The organism is Actinokineospora enzanensis DSM 44649, from assembly GCF_000374445.1.
Taxonomy (GTDB): Bacteria; Actinomycetota; Actinomycetes; order Mycobacteriales; family Pseudonocardiaceae; genus Actinokineospora; species Actinokineospora enzanensis.
The window spans coordinates 64,140-85,648 of record NZ_KB894409.1 but is presented as its reverse complement, the minus strand read 5'-3'; the positions used below and the strand labels follow the sequence as shown (position 1 = coordinate 85,648).

Sequence of the window (21,509 nt, the reverse complement as noted above, 5' to 3'; positions counted from 1 at the left end):
CTCAGGTCCGGCGGTCGAACAGGTCGGGTTCGGCCGCGTCCAGGTCCACCGCGGGGGTGACCGCGTCCAGCAGCCCGGGGCCGTTGTTGCGGACGCTGTTGACCGACTGCGACACCGGGCGGATCTCCAGCGCGTCCACCACGGCCAGGGCGGGCGGCGCGAGCAGCTCGGCGACATCGGACGAGTCCGGGTCGAGCCAGGAGGTCCAGGCGTCCCGGCCCAGCAGCAGCGGCATCCGGTCGTGGATGTCGGCCAGCGGGCCGATCGCGTCCGTGGTCAGCACCGCGCAGGTGATCAGCACCGGGGCGGCCGGGTCGGCCTTGTCCCGCCAGGTCGTCCACAGGCCCGCCATGGCCAGGCTGCTGCCGTCCCGGGTGGTCGTGTAGAACGGCTGCTTGGCGGTCTTGTCCCGGCGCCACTCGAACCAGCCGTCGGCAGGCAGGATGCACCGGCGCTCGGCCAGCGACTTCTTGAACGCGGGCTTCTCCGCCGCGCTCTCCGACCGGGCGTTGATCATCTTGGCGCCGCCGGAGGCGGTCTTGGCCCAGCTCGGCACCAGACCCCACCGCATCACCCGCAGGGTGCGCTCCGTGCTGCCGCGGTCCACCGTGCCGTCCTCGGCCCGCGGGTGCCGCTGCACCACCGCGACCACGCTCTTCGTCGGCGCGACGTTGTAGTCCAGGTCGGGGGCCCCGTCGCCCATCACGTCCAGCGCGTCGAACTCCGCGGCCAGCGTCGCCGGGTCCTTGGCCGCCGCGTACCTACCGCACAAAGCGGTCCACCTCCCCGGTTCCGCGCCGACGGTCGTGGGCGCATCGTGACATGACAGCCTGACAGAGGCGAGCCGGTAACCCGAGTGGGCGTGTGGTGCGGGAGGATTGCCGCATGCCGCAGCCCTGGTCAGCCCCCGTCGCCCCGGCCCCGGTGCACGCCACCGTGGCCATCCCCGGATCCAAGTCCATCACCAACCGCGCGCTGGTCCTGGCCGCGCTCGCGGACGGCCCGAGCACGCTCACCGGGGCGCTGCGCGGCCGCGACGCCGACCTGATGTTCGCCGCCCTGCGCGCGCTGGGCGTGCCGGTCGACGTAGACGGGGAGACCGTGCGGGTGGGGGCGACCGACGGGCTGCGCGGCGGCGGCGCGGTGGACTGCGGGCTGGCGGGCACCGTGATGCGGTTCGTGCCGCCCGCGGCCGTGCTGGCCGACGGCGAGGTGCGCTTCGACGGCGACCCGCGCGCGCGGGAACGGCCGATGGGCACCGTGCTGAACGCCCTGCGCGGGCTGGGCGCGGTCGTCGAGGGCGACGCGCTGCCGTTCACCGTGGTGGGGGCCGGGGGTATCGCCGGGGGGACCGTGACCATCGACGCGTCGGCCTCCTCGCAGTTCGTGTCCGGGTTGCTGCTGTCCGGGGCCCGGTACGACAAGGGGTTGACCGTGCACCACGCCGGGAAACCCGTCCCGTCCATGCCGCACATCGACATGACCGTGGACATGGTGCGCGCCGCGGGCGTCGCCGTGGACGACAGCGAGCCGAACACCTGGCGGATCGCGCCCGGCCCGGTCCGCGCGGTGGACTGGGTGATCGAACCGGACCTGTCCAACGCGACCCCGTTCCTGGCCGCTGCCGCGGTGACCGGCGGTGTGGTCACGGTGACCGGCTGGCCCGCGCGCACGACCCAGCCGGGGGACGCCATCCGGGACATCCTGGCCCGGATGGGCGCCGAGGTGACCATGGCGGACGGCGCGCTGACCGTCCGCGGACCGGCCCGTCTGTCCGGTGTGGACATCGACCTGCACGACGTCGGCGAGCTGACCCCGACCGTCGCGGCGCTCGCCGTGTGCGCGGACGGGCCGTCCCGGCTGCGCGGCGTCGCGCACCTGCGCGGCCACGAGACCGACCGGCTGGCCGCGCTCGCCGCCGAGATCACCACGCTGGGCGGGGCGGCGGAGGAGACCGAGGACGGCCTGGCCATCAGCCCGGTCGAGCTGCACGGCGGCCCGTGGCGCGCGTACGCCGACCATCGGATGGCCACCGCGGGCGCGATCGTCGGCCTGGTCGTGCCCGGGGTCGAGGTGGACGACATCGGCACCACGGCCAAGACACTGCCCGACTTCCCCGAGATGTGGTCCCGGATGCTCACCGGGGCGAACTGACATGGCCACCCGGCGCGGCGACTGGAGCAGGCTGGACGAGACCGATGTCCGGGTGCGCCCCGGCAAAGGCAGCAGGCCCCGCAGCAAGCGCCGCCCGGAACACGCCGACGCGGTCAGCGGCATGGTCGTCGGGAAGGACCGCGGCCGCTGGACCTGCGCGGTCGACCGCGACCCCGGTCACCTGATCGTCGCCATGCGGGCCAGGGAGCTGGGGCGGACCCCGGTCGTCATCGGTGACCAGGTCGACCTGGTCGGCGACACCAGCGGCGCCCCGGACACCCTGGCCCGCATCGTCCGCGTCGGCGAGCGGGCCAGCGTCCTGCGGCGCACCGCCGACGACACGGACACGTTCGAACGGGTCGTGGTCGCCAACGCCGAGCAGCTGCTGATCGTCTGCGCGCTGGCCGACCCGCCGCCGCGCACCGGCTTCATCGACCGCTGCCTGGTGGCCGCCTTCGCGGGCGGCCTGGAACCGGTGCTCTGCCTGACCAAGGCCGACCTGGCCGACCCGGCCGACCTGCTCGCCTCGTACGCCGAGCTCGACCTGCCCGCCGTGGTGACCCGCTCGGACATGGACCCCGGGGAGCTGCGCGCGCGCCTGAACGACCGGGTCTCCGCCCTGGTCGGCCACTCCGGCGTCGGCAAGTCCACTTTGGTCAACCGGCTGGTCCCGGACGCCGACCGCGCCATCGGCCGGGTCAGCGGCGTCGGCAAGGGCAGGCACACGTCCACCTCGGCCGTCGCCCTGCCGCTGCCGGACGGCGGCTGGGTCGTGGACACCCCCGGCATCCGCTCGTTCGGCCTGGCGCACATCAAGCCGGACGACATCGTGGCCGCCTTCGAGGAGTTCGTCGCCCCGGCGGAGGAGTGCCCGTCCGGCTGCGGCCACCTCGGCCCCCCCGAGGACCCCGACTGCTACCTCGACACCACCGTCGAGGAGGGCGCCGCGACTCCCGGCCGCCTGACGTCCTTGCGCCGCTTGCTGGCATCGCGCGGCACTGATGACTGACATGATTGGCCCCGTGCAGATCCTGAGGTACACAGCCTTCACCGACGACCCCTGCGGCGGAAACCAGGCGGGGGTGGTCCTCGACGCGGCAGGTGCGTCGGACGAGGAGATGCAGGCCGTGGCCACCGAGCTTGGCTACTCGGAGACGGCCTTCATGGTCACCCGGACCGACGGTGACATGGACATCCGCTACTTCAGCCCGTTGGCCGAGGTCCCCTTCTGCGGCCACGCGACCGTCGCGGCAGCCGTGGCACACGCGGGCGAGAACGGCCCGGGACCACTTCGGCTGCACACCCGCGCCGGTTTGGTGGAGGTGGCCACCACCGAGACCCGCCCGGACGTGTTCTCGGCGACGCTGGTGAGCGTGGCGCCCCGGGTTCGGGATCTCCCTGACCCCGGGCCGCTGCTTGCCGCTTTGCGGTGGTCGGCCGCCGATCTTGATCCCGGGTTGCCGGTGCGGGTCGCCTATGCGGGAGCGTGGCATCCGATCGTGGGGGTGCGCACCCGGGAACGGTTGGCGGATCTCGCGTACGACTTCGGGGCGTTGGGGGAGCTGATGGCCTCGGAGGAATGGACGACGGTGCAGTTGGTGTATCGGGAGAATGATGTGGTGTTCCATTCGCGGAATCCTTTCCCGCCTGGGGGAGTCGTGGAGGATGCGGCTACTGGGGCGGCTGCCGCTGCTTTGGGCGGGTATTTGCGGGAGCTGGGGTTGATCTCGTTGCCGGGGGCGTTGACCATTCGACAGGGGGAGGACATGGGGCGGCCATCGGTGTTGACGGTCGCTATCCCTTCGGATCCCGCTTCGGGGATTCATGTGACGGGCTCGGCAGTTCGTATCTAGCACATTTCGCCGGAATCGGACGCGTTCTCTTTTGCTGACTTCGCCGGGATCGCCTGGCGGCGCCGCGGGTATGCGTATTCCCCGTCCCTTGGCATGGCGTGGCTGCTACTTTCGCTCCGTCCAAGCGGGGGGAGTGTTGTGATCGTTCCTGATCCGAAGCAGGTCGTTGCCGACTACGAGCGGCGGACCGCCGCGCTGTTGGAGCGCGCGGAGGAGGCCAAGGCGAAGATCAAGGCGTTGAGCGGCACGGCGACGAGCCAGGATGGGGCTGTCACCGTGACTGTCAACGCCGCCGGGGCGCTGATGGGCCTGTCGTTCGGCCGGGAGGCCGAGGAGATGCCGCGCGAGCGGTTGGCCGCGCTCGTGCTGGCGACGGCCAAGCGGGCGCAGGCCGGGGCCGTTGGGCGGATCGCCGAGATCATGGAGCCGGTGGTCGGGGGGAACAGCGCCGCCATGCGGTTCGTCCGAGAGCAGGTCCCGGACGTCGAGGTGCCGGACGAGCCGCCGCCCGCGGCGGGGCCGTTGCGCGGGTTGAACGAGGTCGAGCGGGAAGAGGCCGTGACGCCTCCGCCGGTGCGACCACCGGTGGCGCGTGGGCCGCGCCTTGACGACGAGTCGGACTATGACCAGCAGGACCCGCTGATGAGGGGGGACGGGTAGATGCCGGACGGTGGCTTCGAGGTGGACCTCAAGGTCCTGGAGGCGCACGAGCGCGAGCTGCGGGCCCTGATCGCCGCCATGCCCGACGCGGCGGCGGCCGGTGACTCGCTGTGGAACCCGCAGGCGTTCGGCGTCATCGGGATGTTCCTGGCCCAGACACTCAACATCTGGACCGACGACGCCGTCGAGTACGTCGACAAGGCGAAGGCAGCGGGCGACGACATGGCGGACCGCTTCGCCGCGATGCGCGAGGGCTACGCCAACGGCGACAAGGACGCGGCCGCGATGTTCGACGCGATCCGCGCCCGGTTCGACCAGGCGAAGCCGTGAACGCGCCGCTCGACGCAACCGGGGGCAGTCCCGACTCGTTCCCCAACTTCGATAGTCCCACGCAGGCGTGGGACGCGTCCGGGCTGTTCGGCAGTGCCGCGAACATCGTCTACGACGGCATCGAGGGAGACTGGGGCGCGCTCGCGGGCGACGCCGTCGCGGGCGGGCTCGATCTGCTCGGCTTCGCCATGGACCCGCTGGGCAGCGTCCTCTCCGGCGTCATCGGCTGGCTGATCGAGCACATCGGCTTCCTCAAGGAACCTCTCGACCTGCTCGCGGGCGACGCCGACGCGGTCACCGCCATGGCCACCACCTGGACGAACATCGCCACCCGCCTGCACGAGACGGCGGACAAGTACAACGGGTCGCTCGATGCGCTCGCGGGCTGCCAGGGCGCGGCCGTCGAGGGTTATCGGGCCGCCGTCAAGAACTTTGCCGCTGTGGCGTCCGGCGGGGCGAGCCACGCGGAGAACGCCGCGAGCGCCATGACCGTCGCGGCATGCGTCGTCGGCGTCGTGCGCGGAGTCATCCGCGACGCGGTCTCCCAGTTCGCGGCCGACGCGATCATCAAGTTCGCCGCGGCCAGCGCCCTCGCACCGGTCACGTTCGGTGCGTCGGAGGCGGCGTTCATCGCCGACGAGGTGGCCGAGGGCGCCGTCCTGGCGGGCAAGAACGCCAAGAAGGTGGCGCAGGCCGTCAAGAAGCTGGAGAAGGTCGCCGCCGACGCCAAGAAATCGCGCGACGCCCTCAACGGCACCATCAAAGGGCTCGACAAGAGCGTCGGCAAGTACAACCGGGCCGCGGCGCGGCACGCGAACAAGGCCGCGCACGACGCCAAGGTCGCGCTCAACGGCAAGGGCGACCTCGACAAGCTCGCCGAGCTAGGCAAGAAGGGCGACGAACTCAAGGGTGCCCGCAATGACGCCGCAAACGCCCTTGCCAAGTCTCGCAAGCAGGCCGCCCGCGACAGGTTCGGTCATAACGATCCCAGGCTCGACAGCATCGGCAGGCGGCTGGAGTACGAAGGCAGCTTCGATGGCTTCGACACCAGCCTGCCGAAGCCTCCCAAGATCATCGCCAATGCTTTCGTCCAGGGCGCCAGCGACCAGACCCACCGCGAAGCCGATGGCGGCGTCAAACAGGACGAGGAGAACCAGCGGTGGCGGGACCACTGGGAATCGGAGCGCCGCGAGGCCGCGGCCTCGCAGCCCGCACCGATGTACGGCCCACACGCCGAGCCCGCCCGTCAGGAAGCCCCATGGCACGCCGAAGGGGACCTATGGCACTAGAGGTGGTGGCCCGCCGCTGCGCGGGCCTCACGCTCATCGCGCTCAACGTGCTGTTCGCGGTCGCGGCTGCGGCGACCTCGGCGGCCGTCGCGACCTTGTCGAACTTCGACAAGCTCGGTGGGCCGCTGTCCGCCGCGCTGGCTTCCGCGCCGGAGTACCTCATGGGCGGTCTCGTGTACTGGCTGGTCGGCGTGGTGGCGCTCGCCTTCCACTGGAACCACGTGACGACGTGGTCGCGCGTCGCGTACTGGCTGACCGTTCCCAGCCTGTTCGTCACCGTGGTGAGCGCGGTCAAGGTCGCGTTCGACCCTGTCCCGTTCGCGCGCAAGACTTGGGTGATCGGCGCGGTAGCCGGTGCCCTCGCCGTGATTTGGGGCTCACGGCGGCTCGCCACGCTCGTACTCACCAGGCCGTTGACCCGGGCGTTGATCGACTCCTCGCTGGAGATCCCGTTCCCCACCCGTGGTTTGACGGCGCGGCTGTGCGTGCAGAACGATCGGCTTGTCCTCGACGGCCTGACCTCGGCCAAGAGCATGGCCGCGGGCAGGACCGCGATCCCGTTGCACACCTTGCGTTCGGTGACCGTCGGCGACATGACCGCGGACGGGTTGGGCTACGTCCTGGTGCACTCCGGCCGGTCTGACGCGGACGCGTTCGAGTACGACGTGTGGGCAGGCCCGGCACTGTGGATCGCGGGCACCCAGCGCCAGTGGCTGGTGCCCGTGACGGATGAGGTCGCCCGGGTCGCCGCCGACGCCATCATGGCGCGCGCCGCCGACCCCGTGCGGCGCGCGTGCTCGACGAAGCTGAACGGTGATGCCGGACCCGACCGCTGGCGTTCCGCCGAAAACGCCAGGCGTAACGCGGCGACATTCCTGGAGGTGAAGTTCGGGCGGTACCGGCGAACCAACTACCGCCCGTGGCACATCGCCGTGGTGATCGGGTTTCTGGCGATGCCGCTGATATATCTGGCCATGGTGTTGCTCGACACCGTCCACCCGTTCATGAAGATCGAGAAGGGCTCGGGCACGGTGGTGGGTTTCGCGGTGCTGGCTGTCCTGTTCGCCCCTCTCGCCAGGTATCCCATCCGCGCGCTCAACGGGTTCGTTCGCGGCCAACGCTTTGTGGAGGCGTACCCGGAACCGGAACCGGCAACCGACGTGCCTGCCAAACCGTCCGTCGAGGGCTGGGTCCCGAGGCCGACGGTGCAATGAAAGAAGAGCCCGCACCCAGTACAGGTGCGGGCTCTTCAGGTCGCCGGGGTCAGATGCCCGCGGTCGCCAGCCAGTCCTTCGCGACCTTCGCCGCGTCCGGCTTGTCCGGTGCCGAGAGCTTCCCGTTCAGCTCGATCAGCGTGGCCGTGGTCAGCTTGCCCGCGATGGCGTTCAGGACCTGCTTGACATTGTCGTCGGCCTTGCTCTTGTTCACCAGCGCCACCACGTTCTGCGCCGCGAAGTTCGACTTCGGGTCCTGGAGCACCACGAAGTCGTTGGCGGTGATGGCCGGGTCCGTGGTGAACAGGTCGGCGGCCTGCACGGCCCCCGTCTTGAGCGCGTCGACCGTCAGCGGGCCGCCCACGTCCAGCGGCTTGAACTCCTTGATCTCCAGGTTGTAGGTGTCCTTCAACCCGGGCAGGCCATCCGCCCGCTTCTGGAACTCCGGCGGACCGCCGAAGGTGACCGGGCCGGACTTGGCCAGGTCCTCGATCGACTTCAGGTTCAGCTTGGTGGCGGTCTCCTTGCTCACCACCACGGCGTCCTTGTCCTCGGCCGCCGACTTGTCCAGCACGGTCAGCTCGGCGGGCAGCGCCTTCTGCAGCGCCGTGTACACCTCGTCCGGCTCGGTGGCCTTGGCCTGCTTGTCGATGTAGGTCAGCAGGGTTCCCGTGTACTCGGGGATCAGGTCGATCGAGCCGTCCTGCAGGCCGAGGTAGTACGTCTCCCGGCTGCCGATGTTCAGCTTGCGGCTGACCTTGATCCCCTTCGACTCCAGCGCGCCCGCGTAGATCTCCGCGATGAGGGTGCTCTCCGGGAAGTTGGCCGAGCCGACGACGATGGTGCCCGCGGCGGCCGGGGTGGTGGTGCCGGTGGCGCCGCCGCCGGTGGTGGGAGTGGTGAGCGGGTCGGACGAGCCCCCGCACGCCGTAAGGGTCAGGGCGGCGGCCAGGGTGGTCGCCACGCCCGCGAGTACGCGTTTCATCGGAGGTGTCTCCTCATCATCTGTCGAACTTCTTTCACCGGACGCCGGAGCGCGTCCGCGGTTTCCGCAGGCCTGGTGAGACCAGGAGCCATTGGACGGCGGAGAGCAGCAGTTCCACCACGATCGCGAGCGCGGCGATGAGCACCGCGCCGCCCGCCATCTGTTGGTACTCGCGGAAGGCGAAGCCGTCCACCACGAACCGGCCGAGGCCGCCGAGTGCGACGGCGGCGGCGATGCTGGCGGTGGCGATCACCTGGAGGGCGGCGGCGCGGACCGAGCCCAGGATCAGCGGGAGCGCGTTGGGGAGTTCCACCTTGACCAGGATCTCCCACTCGCGCATGCCCATGCCCCGGGCCGCGTCCACCACCGCGCGGTCGACGTTGCGGACGCCCGCGTAGGTGCCCGCGAGCAGCGTCGGCAGGGCGACTGCGACCAAGACGATGGTGAGTGCCTCGGTGGCCAGCAGCAGGCCCATGGACAGCACCAGCAGCACCAGCAGGCCCAGCTCCGGGAGCGCGCGGAACACGTTGACCAGGCTGACGACGACCGTGCCGCCGCGGCCGGTGTGTCCGATGAGCGCGCCGAGCGGGATCGCCAGCAGGATCCCGATCAGCAGCGGCGGCCAGCTGTAGTCCAGGTGCTCGCCGAGCCGCTGCGGGATGCCGATGATGCCCAGCGTGGTCTTCCAGTTGTCGCCGTTGGTCAGCCAGTCCCAGACGGCCTCGAACACGTTCATCGGCGGGACCCCCTGGTCCATGGAGTGAGCGCCCAGCCGAGGATGGCCAGCAGCCGGTCGACCAGCAGCGCCAGCACCACGATCGCCACGATGCCCGCGATGATCGAGGCGTAGTTGCTGCGCTGCACGCCGTCGATCAGGAAGATGCCCAGGCCGCCGACGCCGATCAGCTGGCCGACGGCCACCAGGCTCATGTTCATCACCGCCGCCACCCGCAGCCCGGCGACCAGCACCGGCACCGCGAGCGGCAGTTGCACCGCGAAGAACCGGCCTGCCTGCCGGTAGCCCATCGCGGACGCGGCGGCGAGCACCGACTCCGGTACCGCGTCGAGCGTGTCGGCGATCGCGCGGACCAGCAGCGAGACGGTGTAAATGGTCAGCACGGCCTGCACGTTGACCGGGTCCAGGATCTGCGTGCCGAGCACCAGCGGCATGATCACGAACAGCGCCAGCGACGGGATCGCGTACAGGATGCCGGTGACCGGCACCAGGATCCGCCGGGCGAGCCGCCACCGGCTGGCCAGCCAGCCGAGCGGCAGCGAGATCAGCAGCCCCACGCTGACCGGCACCATCGCCAGCCCCAGGTGGTCCAGGCTGACCTCGGCCAGCCGCTGGAAGTTGTCCGCGAGCCAGCTCACGACGGCACCTCGCCCGCCTTGCGGGCGTCCGCGAGCGCGGCCAGCACGGCCTCGGCGGACACCGAGCCGACCACCGCGCCCGCGCTGTCGACCGCGACGCCGAGCGCGGCTGGGGAGCTGAGCGCGGCGTCCAGCGCGGCGCGCAGCGACCCGGTCCGGCCGCCGGTGTCGGCCACGTACAGCGAGCCGCCGGAGACCAGGTCCGCCGCCTGCACCGATCCCTCCATAGTGGACAGACCGGCCGCGGACACCCAGCCGAGCGGCTTGCCTGCCTCATCGACCACCGCCGCCCAGCCGCTGTCCAGCTTCGCGCGCGCCGCCTCCACCGGGCTGCCGAGCGCGACCGTGGCCAGCGGCGCCACCTCGACGCCGTGCGCGGACAGGAAACCGAGCGCGCGGTAGCCGCGGTCGCGGCCGACGAACGCGGCCACGAAGTCGTCGACCGGGTTGGCCAGCAGCGCGGCTGGCGTGTCGTACTGGGCCAGCCGACCGCCCACGCGCATCACCGCGACCTTGTCGCCGATCTTGATGGCCTCGTCGATGTCGTGCGTGACGAACACGATGGTCTTGCCCAGCTCGGACTGCAGCCGCAGCAGCTCGTCCTGCAGGTCGTCGCGGACCACCGGGTCGACCGCGCTGAACGGCTCGTCCATCAGCAGCACCGGCGGGTCGGCGGCCAGCGCGCGGGCAACCCCGACCCGTTGCTGCTGCCCGCCGGACAGCTGCGCCGGATACCGCTTCGCCAGCTCCGCGGGCAGCCCCACGGTGGCCAGCAGCTCGGTGGCGCGCTCGCGCGCGGCCGCCTTCTTGGCGCCCAGCAGCATCGGCACGGTGGCCACGTTGTCCAGCACGGTGCGGTGCGGGAACAGCCCGGCGTTCTGGATCACGTAACCGATGCCGCGGCGGAGCGTGGCCGGACGCTGCGCGTGCACGTCCTGGCCGTCGAGCAGGATGGTCCCGGAGGTCGCCTCGACCATCCGGTTGATCATCCGCAGCGAGGTCGTCTTACCGCAGCCGGACGGCCCCACCAGCACGGTGATGCCCCCGTCCGCGATGGTCAGGTCGAGGTTGTCCACCGCCACCGTGCCGTCGTCGTAGCGCTTGGTCACGGCCTGGAACTCGATCACTCGGGCCCCTCGGTTCGAGACGGCTCTGGTCAGCCGTTGATCGGCCGACCCTAACCCGAATGGCTGACAGTGGCAGCGTGTTCCAGCATGTGACCGGAAAGTGCCTGTTCGCGCCCGGTCACCCGGGCAGTTCCGGCCGACACGGAGCGTTCTCCTAGGCTAATCGGCTTGTGGCCGCCTCCGTGACCGAACTGCTGACCGCCGCGGGCGTGCACGCCCGCCCACTGCGCACCGCGCTCGACCTGCTGTGCGCCGCCCCGCGGTCGCTGGACGAGCTGGTCAGGGCCACCGCGCTGCCCCGCCGCACGGTCGAGGAACTGATCTCCGCGCTGGGCCGGGACGCCGAACCCGAGTCCGGCTCATGGCGGCTGCCGGTGTCCACCGTGGACACCTACCGCGCGCTGGCGGCGAGCCCACCGGACATCTCGGACGGTGTGCTGCGCCCGGTTTTCGAGGCGTATCTCACGGACGTGCCCACCCCGCTGCGTGCGCTGGACCACGTCCAGGCCGACGTCGACACCATGCTGCGCCGCGCCCGCTGGCTGGACGAGACCTACCACCTGCCCGGCGCCCGCCTGCTCTGCGTCGGCGACCACGACCTGACCGCGCTGGCCGCGTGCACCCGGCGGCCCGAGCTGTCCGCCACGGTCGTGGACGTGGACGACCGGCTGCTGGACTACGTCGACCGGGTCGCCCGCGCCCGCGGCCTGGACATCCAGTGCCTGCACGCCGACTTCCGGGTCGCCCTGCCCCCGGCCGCGGTGGGCTGCGCCGACCTCGTCTTCACCGACCCGCCCTACACCCCCGAGGGCATCCGCCTGTTCCTCGCCCGCGCGGTCGAGTCCCTGCGCGACCCGGAAGGCCGCGTCGTGGTGGCCTACGGGTACAGCCCGCGCACGCCCGCGCTCGGCTGGAAGGTGCAACAGGAGATCCTCCGCCTTGGCCTGGTCTTCGAGGCCGTGCTGCCGAACTTCAACCGCTACCACGGCGCCCAGGCCGTCGGCAGCGCCAGCGACCTGTACGTGCTGCAACAGACGGCCCGCTCGTCCCGCCTCGCCGAGTCGGCGGTGCGCGAGGTGGTCTCCGGCATCTACACACACGGCCCGCAGTCGGTCGAGTCGGTCGGCACCGCACCCGACGCCACCGCCGAACTCCTCCGGCTCACCGGCGCCCCCGCCGCATCCGCCCCCGCCTGGACCGAACCGGCACGCACGTCCGGACCGGTGGCGTACGACCTGATGGCCGATCCGGGCTCGTGGCTGGCCCGGGTCCTGTTGGCGGGCCCCATGACCGGTCCCGTCGGCGCGTTGGTGCCCAACAACCACGCGGACATCAGCGACCAGCGCGGCCAGACCGCCCTGCGCGAACTGGTCGCCGACAAGTACTCCCTGACCTTCCACCGCAGCATCGCCGACGGTCGTCACGCTGTGGTCCTCGCCGAACCCACCCCCACCGGAAATGTCCGCACTGCCCTGCTCACCCGCGTCCACGGCAAACTCGCCAACGTCTGGCGCGAAGCCCTGATCGCGGCCGCGGGCGGCACCCTGACCAAACGCGAGGCCCGCTCACAGGTGGCCGAACTGGCCCCCGCGGCCGATCTGGACCAACGCCTGATCGACCTCCCGATGAGCCGGATCCGCGCCATCCTGCAGGCGGCGCAGACTTCCTGAACATCACGCGGAAATCCGGTGGCCGGTCGCCGTGGCCGTGGCTACGGTCGAGGGGTGCCCGACATGGTCATCACCGATCCCCGGCTGGCCCGGATCTACGACGCGTTCGACGGCGAGCGCCACGACCTCCCGGCCTACCTCGGCATCATCGAGGAGCTGGGTGCGCGGCGGGTGCTCGACATCGGTTGCGGCACCGGCTGTCTGGCGGTCCGGTTGGCCGAGCGCGGGATCGAGGTCGTCGGCGTCGACCCGTCCGGCGCGTCGGTGGCGGTCGCGCGGACCAAGGAGCACGCCGGGAAGATCACCTGGGTGGTCGGCGGTGTCGACGCCGCCCCGGACATGGCCGCCGATCTGGCCGTGATGACCGGGAACGTCGCGCAGGTCTTCGGGTCCGACGAGTCCTGGCACCACACCCTCGACGCCATCCACGCCCGCCTCCGACCGGGCGGCCATCTCGTGTTCGAGACCCGACGCCCCGCACGGAAAGCCTGGGTGGACTGGGCGAAGTCCGAACCGGTGACCCTGGACATCCCAGGGATCGGCGCGGTGCGGGAGATCCTGGACGTCACCGAGGTCGCCCTCCCGTTCGTGTCCTTCCGACACACCTACCACTTCCCCGACGGCGAAACCCGCACCGAGGACTCCCGGCTCCGGTTCCGCGACGAGGACGAGCTGCGCGCGAGCCTGACCGCGCGCGGCTACCGGGTGGTCGATGTGCGCGAGGCGCCGGACCGGCCGGGCAGGGAGTTCGTGTTCATCGCCGAGCGGATCTCAAGCCCCACTGGGGATATGCACCGGCCCTAGCCTCAGGATCTCCCGAAACTCACGCGCGGGCACCGGTTTCGACATCAGCCACCCCTGGTACGCGTCCACACCCACCCCGCGCAGAACGTGGAACTGGGTCGCGTTCTCCACGCCCTCGGCCACACAGCTGCGGCCCATCGCGCGCGCCATGTCGACCAACGCGCGGGCCACCGCGAAGTCCGAGGCGTCGGTGGCCACACCGGACACGAACCGGCGGTCGATCTTGATGATCTGCGCGGGCAGCTCCTTCAGCCGCGCCAGCGACGAGTAGCCGGTGCCGAAGTCGTCGACCGCGAACCGCACGCCTCGCTCGACCAGCTCGCCCATGGCCTCGCGGCTGCGCGAGGGCAGGTCGATCAGGCTGGTCTCCACCAGTTCCAGCACCACCCGGTCCCAGGCGATCCCGGTCGCGGCCACCGAGGCGGACACCACGTCCACGAACTCCGGGTCGCCGGGCACCAGGCCGGACAGGTTCACCGCGATGCCGACCCCGCCGCCCAGGATGCCGCCGCACAGCTGCGGCCACTCGGCGGCCTCGGTGAACGCCGTGCGCAGCACCCAGCGGTCCAGTTCGGCCAGCATGTCGCCCTGCTCGGCGACCGGCAGGAACTCGCCGGGGTAGAGCAGGCCGCGTTCCGGGTGCGGCCAGCGCACCAGCGCCTCCGCCGAGAGCACCGTGCCGTCCGGGCCGACCACCGGCTGGTAGTGCAGCACCAGCTGGTCGTGCGCGATCGCCTCGCGCAGCTGGCCCTCCAGCAGCATCTGGCTGTTGGCCGAGGCGATCAGCTTGTCGCTGGCCAGCGACACCCGCCCGGTGCCGCGTTCCTTGGCCGCGAACATCGCCGCGTCCGCGTAGCGCAGCAGGTCGGCGCCGGTGGTCTCCGGGCCGCTCGGCACCGCCGCGCCGATGCAGGCCGACACCCGCAACAGCTGGTCGCGCACCGGTACCGCCGTGCGCAGCAGACCGGCGACCTGGTTGGCCAGCGCCTCCACGCCGCCCGCCTCCTCGACGTCCGAGCAGATGATCACGTACTCGTCGCCGGACATCCGGGCCACGGTGCAGCTCGGCGGCAGTCCGCGCTCCAGCCTCCTGGCCAGCGCCTGGATCAGCTCGTCGCCGACATCGTGGCCGAGCGAGTCGTTGACCCGCTTGAAGTTGTCCACATCGCAGAACAGCAGCGCGATCCGGGCGTAGTCGCGGCCGCCGAGCAGCTCGCCCAACAGCTCCTTCACCGCCGCGCGGCCGGGCAGTCCGGTCAGCTCGTCGTGCGTGGCCTGGTAGCGCAGGCGTTCGGCGGCGCGCCTGCGGTCGGTCACGTCCGCGAACACCACCAGCCAGAACCGCTGCCCGTCGTCGGCGACCGACACCGTGGCGTTGAGCTCGCAGTAGACCGGTTTGCCGGACGCGGTCGCCAACACCCGCTGACCGTTGTGGAACGGGTGCCCGTCGCGGCCGCGCCTGCTGTCCCGGTCGTCCGGGTGGGTCAGCTGGTCGGCGGTCCTGCCGCGCAGCCGCTCCAGCTCCATGCCCAGCAGCGAGCACAGCGCGTCGTTCGCGTCGACCAGGCGCTCGTGGTCGTCGAACAGCGCGATGCCGACCGGGGTGATCGCCACCAGGTCGGTGAACCGCTTGCTGGAGCGCTGCATCCTGGTCTCGGTGGACCGCTGCTCGGTGACGTCCTGCGCGGTCCCGATCATCACGTGCCGGTCGCCCTCCGGCCCGGCCACCTCGCCGCGCACCCGGAACACCCGGCGCTTGCCGTCCGGGCGGATCACCCGGTGCTCGCACTCCACCGGCCTGCGCGTGCTCGCCAGCTCCTGCCAGCGCTGGTCCACCCACACCCGGTCGTCCGGGTGCACCAGCTGCAGGTAGTCCGGGTAGGTGATGTGCGCGCCCTGCTCCAGGCCGCACAGCTCGTAGAGCATGGACGACCACAGGCATGCGCCGGTGATCGTGTTCCACTCCCAGGTGCCCAGCCGGGCCACCCGCTGAGCCTCGCGGAACAGCCTGCCGTCCTGGCTGAGCTGGCGCTCCAGCGCGCGGAACCGGGTGAAGTCCTGGACCGTGCCGTGCACCCGCACGACCGTGCCGCCCGCGTCGAACTCGGGCCGGGCGCGCACCAGGTAGGCGCGTTCACCGGTGTCGTCGCGCACCTCCAGCTCCAGCGGCTGGGTGGAGCGCTGGGCACGCAGGCGCAGCTGGAAGTCGTCGAGCACCGGCAGGTCGTCCGGGTGGACCAGGGCGAGCAGGTCCGACAGGGCGCTGCGCGCGGGCAGCCCGCACAGGCCGCGCAGGCCGTCGGAGAGGTAGGCCTTGCCGGTGCGTACGTCCAGCGTCCAGCTGCCCATCCGGGCGATCCGCTGGGCCTCCAGCAGCAGGGCGCGCTCCGCCGCCGGGTCGTCGTCCGCGTGGACGATCTCCGGTCCGACCGGGTCCGGCGTCAACACCCGGCCTGCGTCGACCTCGAACCCGCCGGGCGGCAGCCCGACCCGGGGTAGTCCGGCGCGCACGACATGCTCGGCCACGGCGCGTTCCCTCCACCCGAAAGTAGGCGGGTGGGGCCGCTGCCGCCGCCGAGCATCCCGCCGGTCTCAGGCTACCCCGTCCTCCGTCGCCACCCGTGCAACCGCCGCCGCGACCTCGGGCGCGACCCGCGGGTCCAGCGCGCTCGGCACGATCTTGTCCGGGCCCAGGTCGTCCTCGGCCACCGCGACGATCGCGTCGGCCGCGGCCAGCTTCATCCGCTCGGTGATCCGGCGCGCGCCCGCGTCCAGCGCGCCGCGGAACACGCCGGGGAAGGCCAGCACGTTGTTGATCTGGTTGGGGAAGTCGCTGCGGCCGGTGGCCACGATCGCCGCGTGCCGGGCCGCCACGTCCGGGTGGATCTCCGGGTCGGGGTTCGACAGCGCGAACACGATCGACCCGTCGGCCATCGACGCCACCAGTTCCTCCGGCACCGTGCCAGCCGACAGCCCGACGAACACGTCCGCGCCGCGCAGCGCCTCGGCCGGTCCGCCGCGCAGGCCCGCGGTGTTGGTGACCTCGGCCAGCTCGGCCTTCACCGGGTTCAGGTGGTCGCGGCCGGGGTGGATGATGCCGCGCGAGTCCAGCAGGGTCACGTCCCCGACGCCCGCGGCCAGCAGGATCTTCGCGCAGGCCACGCCGGCCGCGCCCGCCCCCGCGATCACCACGCGCTGGTCGGCGATGTCCTTGGCGAGCACCTTGTTGGCACCACGCAGCGCGGCCAGCAGCACGATCGCGGTGCCGTGCTGGTCGTCGTGCATGACCGGGCAGTCCAGCGCCTCGATCAGCCGCGCCTCCAGCTCGAAGCAGCGCGGCGCGGAAACGTCCTCCAGGTTCACCGCGCCGAAGCTGGGTCGCAGCCGTACCAGGGTCTCCACGATCTCGTCCACGTCCGTGGTGTCCAGCACCAGCGGGATGGAGTCGAGCCCACCGAAGGTCTTGAACAGCGCCGCCTTGCCCTCCATCACCGGCAGCGACGCGGCCGCGCCGATATCGCCGAGGCCGAGCACGGCGGTGCCGTCGGAGACCACCGCGACCAGCCGGGACGCCCAGGTGTAGCGGTCGGCCAGCGCCGCGTCGGCGGCGATCGCGCGGCTGACCTTGGCCACCCCAGGGGTGTAGGCGATGGCGAGCGCGCGCGGGTCGGCCAGCGGTCGGGTGACGCCGATGCCGAGCTTGCCGCCCTCGTGCGCGGCGAAGATCTCGTCGTCGGTGACGGGACCGACGCGGTCCGTGGTCGAATGCTCGTTCAGGGCGGTCACTTAGCGGTCCTCCTGGTCCTGGTACCCGTTCCCAGGGCGCGCTCGGGCGCCGCACGGGGTCGGGTGGGGGCGCGGCGGCACGGGCGCGCGACACCCGTGGCTCGGGTGCGCGGCCGGGACGTGCGACGTCCGCGTGCGTCGGCGGGCCGTCCGGCGCCGCCGCTGTCGATCATCGGGGCCACCGCTCCCGGGTTGCTGGAGTGTGGCTTGGGTTACTCCGGTGGGTCACAGTCTGCCGGCTGCGGACTTCGAGTGTCTGCGGTGGGGATCACATCGTCCACCCCTTTTTCCGCAGGTCAGAGCCGGTTTCCCAAGACGTCCGTCCGGTTTGCTGGCGGCCGTGCTAGCGCCGGCTAACATTTCCGCAGCGTGACCGACAAAACGAGCCTGGCTCAGTTGTGCGCCGGTCCGAACCCCGCCGACCGGGAACCGGGCCCCTACCCTTACCGGCATGCAGGCCAGAGAGCTCAAGGTCCCCGATGTCTTCGAGTTCACCCCGCGGGTCTTCCCGGACTCCCGCGGCGTGTTCGCCTCCCCGTTCCAGGGCGAGGTGTTCGCCAAGGCGGTCGGCCACCCGCTGACCGTGGCGCAGACCAACCACAGCCGCTCCCGACGCGGCTCCATCCGCGGTCTGCACTTCGCCGACACGCCGCCCGGCCAGGCGAAGTACGTCTACTGCCCGCAGGGGGCGCTGCTCGACTTCGTGGTCGACATCCGGGTCGGCTCGCCCACCTTCGGCACCTGGGACGTGGTCCGCCTGGACCCGGTCGACTTCCGCGCGGTCTACGTGCCGGAGGGCGTCGGCCACGGCTTCGTCGCGCTGGCGGAGGACACGGTGATCTCCTACCTGTGCTCCACCGGCTACAACCCGTCCGCCGAGCACGGCATCAACCCGCTGGACCCGACCCTGGCGCTGCCCTGGGCCCCCGACCTGGAGCCGTTGATGTCCGAAAAGGACACGTCGGCCCCGTCGCTGGCCGAGGCGGAGGCCGCGGGCCTGCTCCCGAGCTACGCCGACTGCCAGGCCTGGTACGAGAAGCTCCGGTCGAGCTGACTATCGGATACGCCTCGGGCGCGGCCGTAGCCGCCACCTGATCACCGCGTGCACCCGGGCGGGCCCCAGCTCCCGTGAGTCGGTCGACCAGCCCGGGTTGTCCCCCTCCACGTGCCACCCCCCGCCGTTCACTCGAACCGCCCGTTTCACCGACAGCTGCCCCGGCCGCGCATCCCACGTGACCAGCACGACGTCCCCGACGACGGGCCTTCGCCGTACGGCGACCACGTCGTCCCCCTCGGTCAACGTCGGTGCCATCGACACCCCCCGCACCCGCACCCGCCGCACCGGCCACCAGCCAAGGGCGTTCATTCCCGATCACCTCCGCCTGCCCCTCCAGCATGCCCGGAGTAGGGTCGATTTCGTCGGAGCATCCCGCTTGCCATGGAGGAACAATGCGGCTGTTGTCGCGCTTCTTCACCCCGCGCCTGGAGGCCACCGCGCACTGCGACCTTCCGTGCGGTGTGTACGACCCCGCCCAGGCGCGCATCGAGGCCGAGTCGGTCAAGGCCGTCCAGCAGAAGTACCAGGACAATGAGGACCCCGAGTTCCGCACCCGGGCCATCCTGATCGCCGAACAGCGCAGCGAACTGGTCAAGCACCACCTGTGGGTGCTCTGGACCGACTACTTCAAGGCGCCGCACTTCGAGAAGTACCCCCAGCTGCACGACCTGTTCAACCGCGCCACCAAGGCCGCGGGTGCCAGCGGTACGAAGGGCTCGATGGACCCGGCCACCGGCCAGGCCCTGCTCGACCTGATCGCCGAGATCGACACGATCTTCTGGGAGACGAAGAAGGCCTGACCTTCTCCTGAACGGCGCGTATCCCCTGGGATGCGCGCCGTTCTCTTTATGCACCCAGCTCGCGCACGAACCGCGCCTTTCGATCGCACCAGTCCTGGTAGCCCAGCGCCCGGTAGAAGGCGTGCGCCTCGGTCCGATGCCTCGAACTGGTGACCTCCATGGCCGAGCACCCCATCTCCCGCGCCGCTGCTTCAGCCGCGGCGACCAGCCCCCGCCCGATCCCCGCCCCGCGCAGGCTGCCGTCCACCACCAACGCCACGATCCGGCCGATACTGCCTTCCTGCTCGAACCGCAGCACCGCTGTCACCGCGACAACACCGACGACATCACCCGCCGACTCGGCGACCAACACGGCGGAGCCTGCGGCCTGCGACCACAGCTCTAGTCGGCGGTGCACGCTTGCCGCGGTGTTGTCGGGATAGCCGAGCGTGACGAGCAACTCGGCCACCGCATCGGCATCGGCGCAACGGGCCTGCCGGATCTCCACGAGTTCTCCTGACTACTCGGGTAAGCGGTAGCCATCCAGTGTAGGGAGCCTGTCGGGCGATCCGGCGCCTGCCGCACCCGGGTTACCGGCACGTACTATTGGTGCTACCTCGACCTATTGGTGCTACCTCGATGGGAGACGCGATGTGGGCTCTGGTGGTGCGGTTCGACTTGCGGGATGAGCAGGCCGCGCGGGGGTTCGACGCACTCGTGGCCGAGACGCTGCCCGAGATCGTCGCCGATGAACCCGGGACGCTGGTGTACACGGTGCACGACGTCGCCGATGCCCCGCTGTCGCGGGTGTTCTACGAGGTGTATGCGGACAAGGCGGCGTTCGAGGAGCACGAGCGGCAGCCGCACACCAAGCGGTTCCTGGCCGAGCGGGAGCAGTACCTGAGCGACTTCCGGGTGGAGTTCCTGGAGTCCTTGTCCGGCAAGGGGGTTTGATGTCCGCCCTCGGCGACGAGCGGGCGCTCGGTCGGCGCATCGCCTTCCACCGCGGCAAGCGTGGGCTCACCCAGGGGCAGTTGGGAAAGATCATCGACCGGTCCGAGAGCTGGGTCAGTCAGGTCGAGCGGGGCGCTCGCCGGATCGACCGGATGTCGGTGCTGGAAACGGTCGCGACGGCGCTGGAGATCGACCTCGCCGAGTTGGCGCCGGAGGCGAACGTGGTGGCGGCCGTGCACCGGCCGAAGGCCGCGACGTCGTTGAGCTTGACCTTGTGTGCGAGCGACGCGCTGCACGCGGTGCTGTCGGATGTGTCGTCTGTGGACGTCGAGCGGTTGAGCCAGAGCGCTGAACAGGCTTGGGATCACGCGCATGGATCTCGGTACGAGGACCTGAGCGAACTCCTCGACACGTTGATCCCGGAACTTGAGCACGCGACCCGGAAGACATCCGGCGCGGTCCGGCGTCGACTATCGGTCGCCAAGGCGAAGGTGTACCAGTCGGCCGCGGCTGTCCTGTCGAAACTCGGCGAGACCGGTGCGGCGTGGGTGGCGGCGGACCGGGCCATCTCCGCCGCAGCGGACGCGGGCGATCCACTCCTCATGGCGGCGGGCGCTTTCCGACTGGCCATCGCGTTCCAGGGCGCCCGCAGGTTCGACCAGGCCAAGCGCACCGCGACAACCACGATCGACGCCCTCACCGGCCTGGCCGCGTCGGGCTCGGAACCCGCGATCGCGCTGACCGGCGCGCTGTACCTGCAACTCGCCGTCGCCTCCGCGCGGGGCAACGAGGACGAGGACGCGTACCGGTATCTCGACCACGCGGCGGAGTCGGCCCGCGGCCTCGAAGCCGACCGCAACGACTACAACACCGAGTTCGGGCCGACCAACGTACTGCTCCACGACGTCCACATCGCGGTGGAACTCGGCGACGCGGGCCGGGCCCTCCGCGTGGCAGCCAAGGCCGACACGTCCGCTCTCTCCCCGGAACGACGAGCCCGACTGCTGATCGACCTCGCCCGAGCCCATAACCAGCGCCGCTCCCCGGACGCGGTGGCCGCCGCTCTGCGGGAGGCGCTGCGGATCGCACCGGAGCAGGTTCGGAACCACCCGGCGGTCCACGAGGTTCTTGCCGACGCGCTGCGCGTCGACCCGGTGCACGCCGACCTGGCAGAACTCGCGCGGTCGATCAACCAGGAAAGCAACTGACACTTTTTGTGCGATACCCACACTCGAAGTGTTGACAAATACTTCGCGTGTGGGTAGCTTGTTCTGCGTGGGGAACTCTCCCCGGTTACCACCGACAGGATCGGTGGCCGGGTACTGCACTGGCTCCGCTGGCAAGCAGCAGAGGTCGGGTGATCGACAGGGCATCACCCTGAACGACGCTGTTGCCCACCGGGGCGGCAAGAGTCGGCGATCGGCTGCATTGGCTCGGTTTTCAGCCGGTCGATGTCGTGTGGCGCCGAGTCCC

At 71.2% G+C, this 21,509-nt stretch carries 22 protein-coding genes; 13 read left to right on the top strand and 9 right to left on the bottom strand.

What is annotated here, in order from left to right; translation table 11 throughout:
• Nucleotide 1 precedes the first annotated feature (1 nt).
• Nucleotides 2-772 (bottom strand): SOS response-associated peptidase, encoded by a 771-nt coding sequence (locus tag C503_RS0111335; RefSeq protein WP_018682321.1) that lies wholly within the window; start codon nt 770-772, stop codon nt 2-4.
• A gap of 113 nt (nt 773-885) precedes the next feature.
• Between C503_RS0111335 and aroA the strand changes: the two genes are divergently transcribed.
• From aroA to C503_RS0111295, 7 genes are all read left to right on the top strand, one after another.
• A complete protein-coding gene (aroA, locus tag C503_RS0111330; protein ID WP_018682320.1) occupies nt 886-2,154 on the top strand; it encodes a 3-phosphoshikimate 1-carboxyvinyltransferase in 1,269 nt (422 codons plus the stop codon).
• Nucleotide 2,155: 1 nt separating this feature from the next.
• Nucleotides 2,156-3,163, top strand: coding sequence for a ribosome small subunit-dependent GTPase A (gene rsgA, locus C503_RS0111325; protein WP_018682319.1), 1,008 nt, complete (start codon nt 2,156-2,158; stop codon nt 3,161-3,163).
• Nucleotides 3,156-4,007, top strand: coding sequence for a PhzF family phenazine biosynthesis protein (locus tag C503_RS0111320; RefSeq protein ID WP_018682318.1), 852 nt, complete (start codon nt 3,156-3,158; stop codon nt 4,005-4,007). The genes rsgA and C503_RS0111320 overlap by 8 nt, the downstream gene beginning before the upstream one ends.
• A gap of 138 nt (nt 4,008-4,145) precedes the next feature.
• Entirely contained in the window at nt 4,146-4,667 is a 522-nt protein-coding gene (locus C503_RS38985) for a YbaB/EbfC family nucleoid-associated protein (RefSeq protein WP_018682317.1), read from the top strand.
• Complete coding sequence (locus tag C503_RS0111310) at nt 4,668-4,997, top strand: hypothetical protein (protein WP_018682316.1); 330 nt, start codon at nt 4,668-4,670, stop codon at nt 4,995-4,997. It begins immediately after the preceding gene.
• Nucleotides 4,994-6,286 (top strand): hypothetical protein, encoded by a 1,293-nt coding sequence (locus C503_RS43210; protein ID WP_051114797.1) that lies wholly within the window; start codon nt 4,994-4,996, stop codon nt 6,284-6,286. The genes C503_RS0111310 and C503_RS43210 overlap by 4 nt, the downstream gene beginning before the upstream one ends.
• The gene (locus C503_RS0111295; protein ID WP_018682315.1) at nt 6,277-7,500 is read left to right on the top strand and encodes a hypothetical protein; all 1,224 of its coding nucleotides are present in this window, start codon (nt 6,277-6,279) and stop codon (nt 7,498-7,500) included. The genes C503_RS43210 and C503_RS0111295 overlap by 10 nt, the downstream gene beginning before the upstream one ends.
• A 49-nt stretch (nt 7,501-7,549) precedes the next feature.
• Here the strand turns inward: C503_RS0111295 and C503_RS0111290 are convergent, their stop codons facing one another.
• From C503_RS0111290 to C503_RS0111275, 4 genes are read right to left on the bottom strand one after another with little or no spacing between them, the layout of a single operon-like run.
• Complete coding sequence (locus tag C503_RS0111290) at nt 7,550-8,485, bottom strand: ABC transporter substrate-binding protein (RefSeq protein WP_018682314.1); 936 nt, start codon at nt 8,483-8,485, stop codon at nt 7,550-7,552.
• 34 nt (nt 8,486-8,519) lie between these two features.
• Nucleotides 8,520-9,221 carry an ABC transporter permease gene (locus C503_RS0111285; RefSeq protein WP_018682313.1) on the bottom strand — a complete coding sequence of 234 codons (702 nt, stop codon included), beginning with the start codon at nt 9,219-9,221 and terminating at the stop codon, nt 8,520-8,522.
• Complete coding sequence (locus C503_RS0111280; protein WP_018682312.1) at nt 9,218-9,859, bottom strand: ABC transporter permease; 642 nt, start codon at nt 9,857-9,859, stop codon at nt 9,218-9,220. The genes C503_RS0111285 and C503_RS0111280 overlap by 4 nt, the downstream gene beginning before the upstream one ends.
• Nucleotides 9,856-10,986 carry an ABC transporter ATP-binding protein gene (locus C503_RS0111275; RefSeq protein WP_018682311.1) on the bottom strand — a complete coding sequence of 377 codons (1,131 nt, stop codon included), beginning with the start codon at nt 10,984-10,986 and terminating at the stop codon, nt 9,856-9,858. The genes C503_RS0111280 and C503_RS0111275 overlap by 4 nt, the downstream gene beginning before the upstream one ends.
• A gap of 170 nt (nt 10,987-11,156) precedes the next feature.
• Between C503_RS0111275 and C503_RS0111270 the strand changes: the two genes are divergently transcribed.
• Nucleotides 11,157-12,656 carry a bis-aminopropyl spermidine synthase family protein gene (locus C503_RS0111270; RefSeq protein WP_018682310.1) on the top strand — a complete coding sequence of 500 codons (1,500 nt, stop codon included), beginning with the start codon at nt 11,157-11,159 and terminating at the stop codon, nt 12,654-12,656.
• Nucleotides 12,657-12,710: 54 nt separating this feature from the next.
• Complete coding sequence (locus C503_RS0111265) at nt 12,711-13,460, top strand: class I SAM-dependent methyltransferase (protein ID WP_026316171.1); 750 nt, start codon at nt 12,711-12,713, stop codon at nt 13,458-13,460.
• On the opposite strand, the gene C503_RS0111260 is transcribed toward C503_RS0111265, so the two are convergent.
• Together C503_RS0111260 and C503_RS0111255 are read right to left on the bottom strand one after the other, a co-directional pair.
• Nucleotides 13,428-15,986 carry a sensor domain-containing protein gene (locus C503_RS0111260; RefSeq protein WP_018682308.1) on the bottom strand — a complete coding sequence of 853 codons (2,559 nt, stop codon included), beginning with the start codon at nt 15,984-15,986 and terminating at the stop codon, nt 13,428-13,430. The two genes, C503_RS0111265 and C503_RS0111260, sit on opposite strands and share 33 nt — an antisense overlap.
• A gap of 66 nt (nt 15,987-16,052) precedes the next feature.
• Nucleotides 16,053-17,246 (bottom strand): NAD(P)-dependent malic enzyme, encoded by a 1,194-nt coding sequence (locus C503_RS0111255; RefSeq protein WP_018682307.1) that lies wholly within the window; start codon nt 17,244-17,246, stop codon nt 16,053-16,055.
• 451 nt (nt 17,247-17,697) lie between these two features.
• On the opposite strand from C503_RS0111255, the gene C503_RS0111250 reads away from it, so the two are divergent.
• Entirely contained in the window at nt 17,698-18,300 is a 603-nt protein-coding gene (locus C503_RS0111250; protein ID WP_018682306.1) for a dTDP-4-dehydrorhamnose 3,5-epimerase family protein, read from the top strand.
• Here C503_RS0111250 and C503_RS0111245 read toward each other — a convergent pair whose 3' ends face one another.
• Nucleotides 18,301-18,612: a S26 family signal peptidase gene (locus tag C503_RS0111245; RefSeq protein WP_018682305.1), complete on the bottom strand. Its 312-nt coding sequence runs from the start codon at nt 18,610-18,612 to the stop codon at nt 18,301-18,303.
• 83 nt (nt 18,613-18,695) lie between these two features.
• Between C503_RS0111245 and sodN the strand changes: the two genes are divergently transcribed.
• The gene (sodN, locus tag C503_RS0111240) at nt 18,696-19,103 is read left to right on the top strand and encodes a superoxide dismutase, Ni (protein ID WP_018682304.1); all 408 of its coding nucleotides are present in this window, start codon (nt 18,696-18,698) and stop codon (nt 19,101-19,103) included.
• Between the two features lie 46 nt (nt 19,104-19,149).
• On the opposite strand, the gene C503_RS0111235 is transcribed toward sodN, so the two are convergent.
• Nucleotides 19,150-19,590: a GNAT family N-acetyltransferase gene (locus C503_RS0111235; RefSeq protein WP_018682303.1), complete on the bottom strand. Its 441-nt coding sequence runs from the start codon at nt 19,588-19,590 to the stop codon at nt 19,150-19,152.
• A 143-nt stretch (nt 19,591-19,733) separates the two neighbouring features.
• Between C503_RS0111235 and C503_RS0111230 the strand changes: the two genes are divergently transcribed.
• Together C503_RS0111230 and C503_RS0111225 are read left to right on the top strand one after the other, a co-directional pair.
• Nucleotides 19,734-20,036 (top strand): putative quinol monooxygenase, encoded by a 303-nt coding sequence (locus C503_RS0111230; RefSeq protein WP_018682302.1) that lies wholly within the window; start codon nt 19,734-19,736, stop codon nt 20,034-20,036.
• A complete protein-coding gene (locus tag C503_RS0111225; protein WP_018682301.1) occupies nt 20,036-21,244 on the top strand; it encodes a helix-turn-helix domain-containing protein in 1,209 nt (402 codons plus the stop codon). Before C503_RS0111230 ends, C503_RS0111225 begins: the two co-directional genes overlap by 1 nt.
• Nucleotides 21,245-21,509: the final 265 nt, after the last annotated feature.

Coding starts and splice junctions, on each gene's coding strand:
- aroA (WP_018682320.1), top strand. CDS start 886: ATGCCGCAGCCCTGGTCAGCCCCCGTCGCCCCGGCCCCGGTGCACGCC.
- rsgA (WP_018682319.1), top strand. CDS start 2,156: ATGGCCACCCGGCGCGGCGACTGGAGCAGGCTGGACGAGACCGATGTC.
- C503_RS0111320 (WP_018682318.1), top strand. CDS start 3,156: ATGACTGACATGATTGGCCCCGTGCAGATCCTGAGGTACACAGCCTTC.
- C503_RS0111310 (WP_018682316.1), top strand. CDS start 4,668: ATGCCGGACGGTGGCTTCGAGGTGGACCTCAAGGTCCTGGAGGCGCAC.
- C503_RS0111295 (WP_018682315.1), top strand. CDS start 6,277: ATGGCACTAGAGGTGGTGGCCCGCCGCTGCGCGGGCCTCACGCTCATC.
- C503_RS0111290 (WP_018682314.1), bottom strand. CDS start 8,485: ATGAAACGCGTACTCGCGGGCGTGGCGACCACCCTGGCCGCCGCCCTG.
- C503_RS0111285 (WP_018682313.1), bottom strand. CDS start 9,221: ATGAACGTGTTCGAGGCCGTCTGGGACTGGCTGACCAACGGCGACAAC.
- C503_RS0111250 (WP_018682306.1), top strand. CDS start 17,698: ATGCAGGCCAGAGAGCTCAAGGTCCCCGATGTCTTCGAGTTCACCCCG.
- C503_RS0111245 (WP_018682305.1), bottom strand. CDS start 18,612: ATGAACGCCCTTGGCTGGTGGCCGGTGCGGCGGGTGCGGGTGCGGGGG.
- sodN (WP_018682304.1), top strand. CDS start 18,696: ATGCGGCTGTTGTCGCGCTTCTTCACCCCGCGCCTGGAGGCCACCGCG.
- C503_RS0111230 (WP_018682302.1), top strand. CDS start 19,734: ATGTGGGCTCTGGTGGTGCGGTTCGACTTGCGGGATGAGCAGGCCGCG.
- C503_RS0111225 (WP_018682301.1), top strand. CDS start 20,036: ATGTCCGCCCTCGGCGACGAGCGGGCGCTCGGTCGGCGCATCGCCTTC.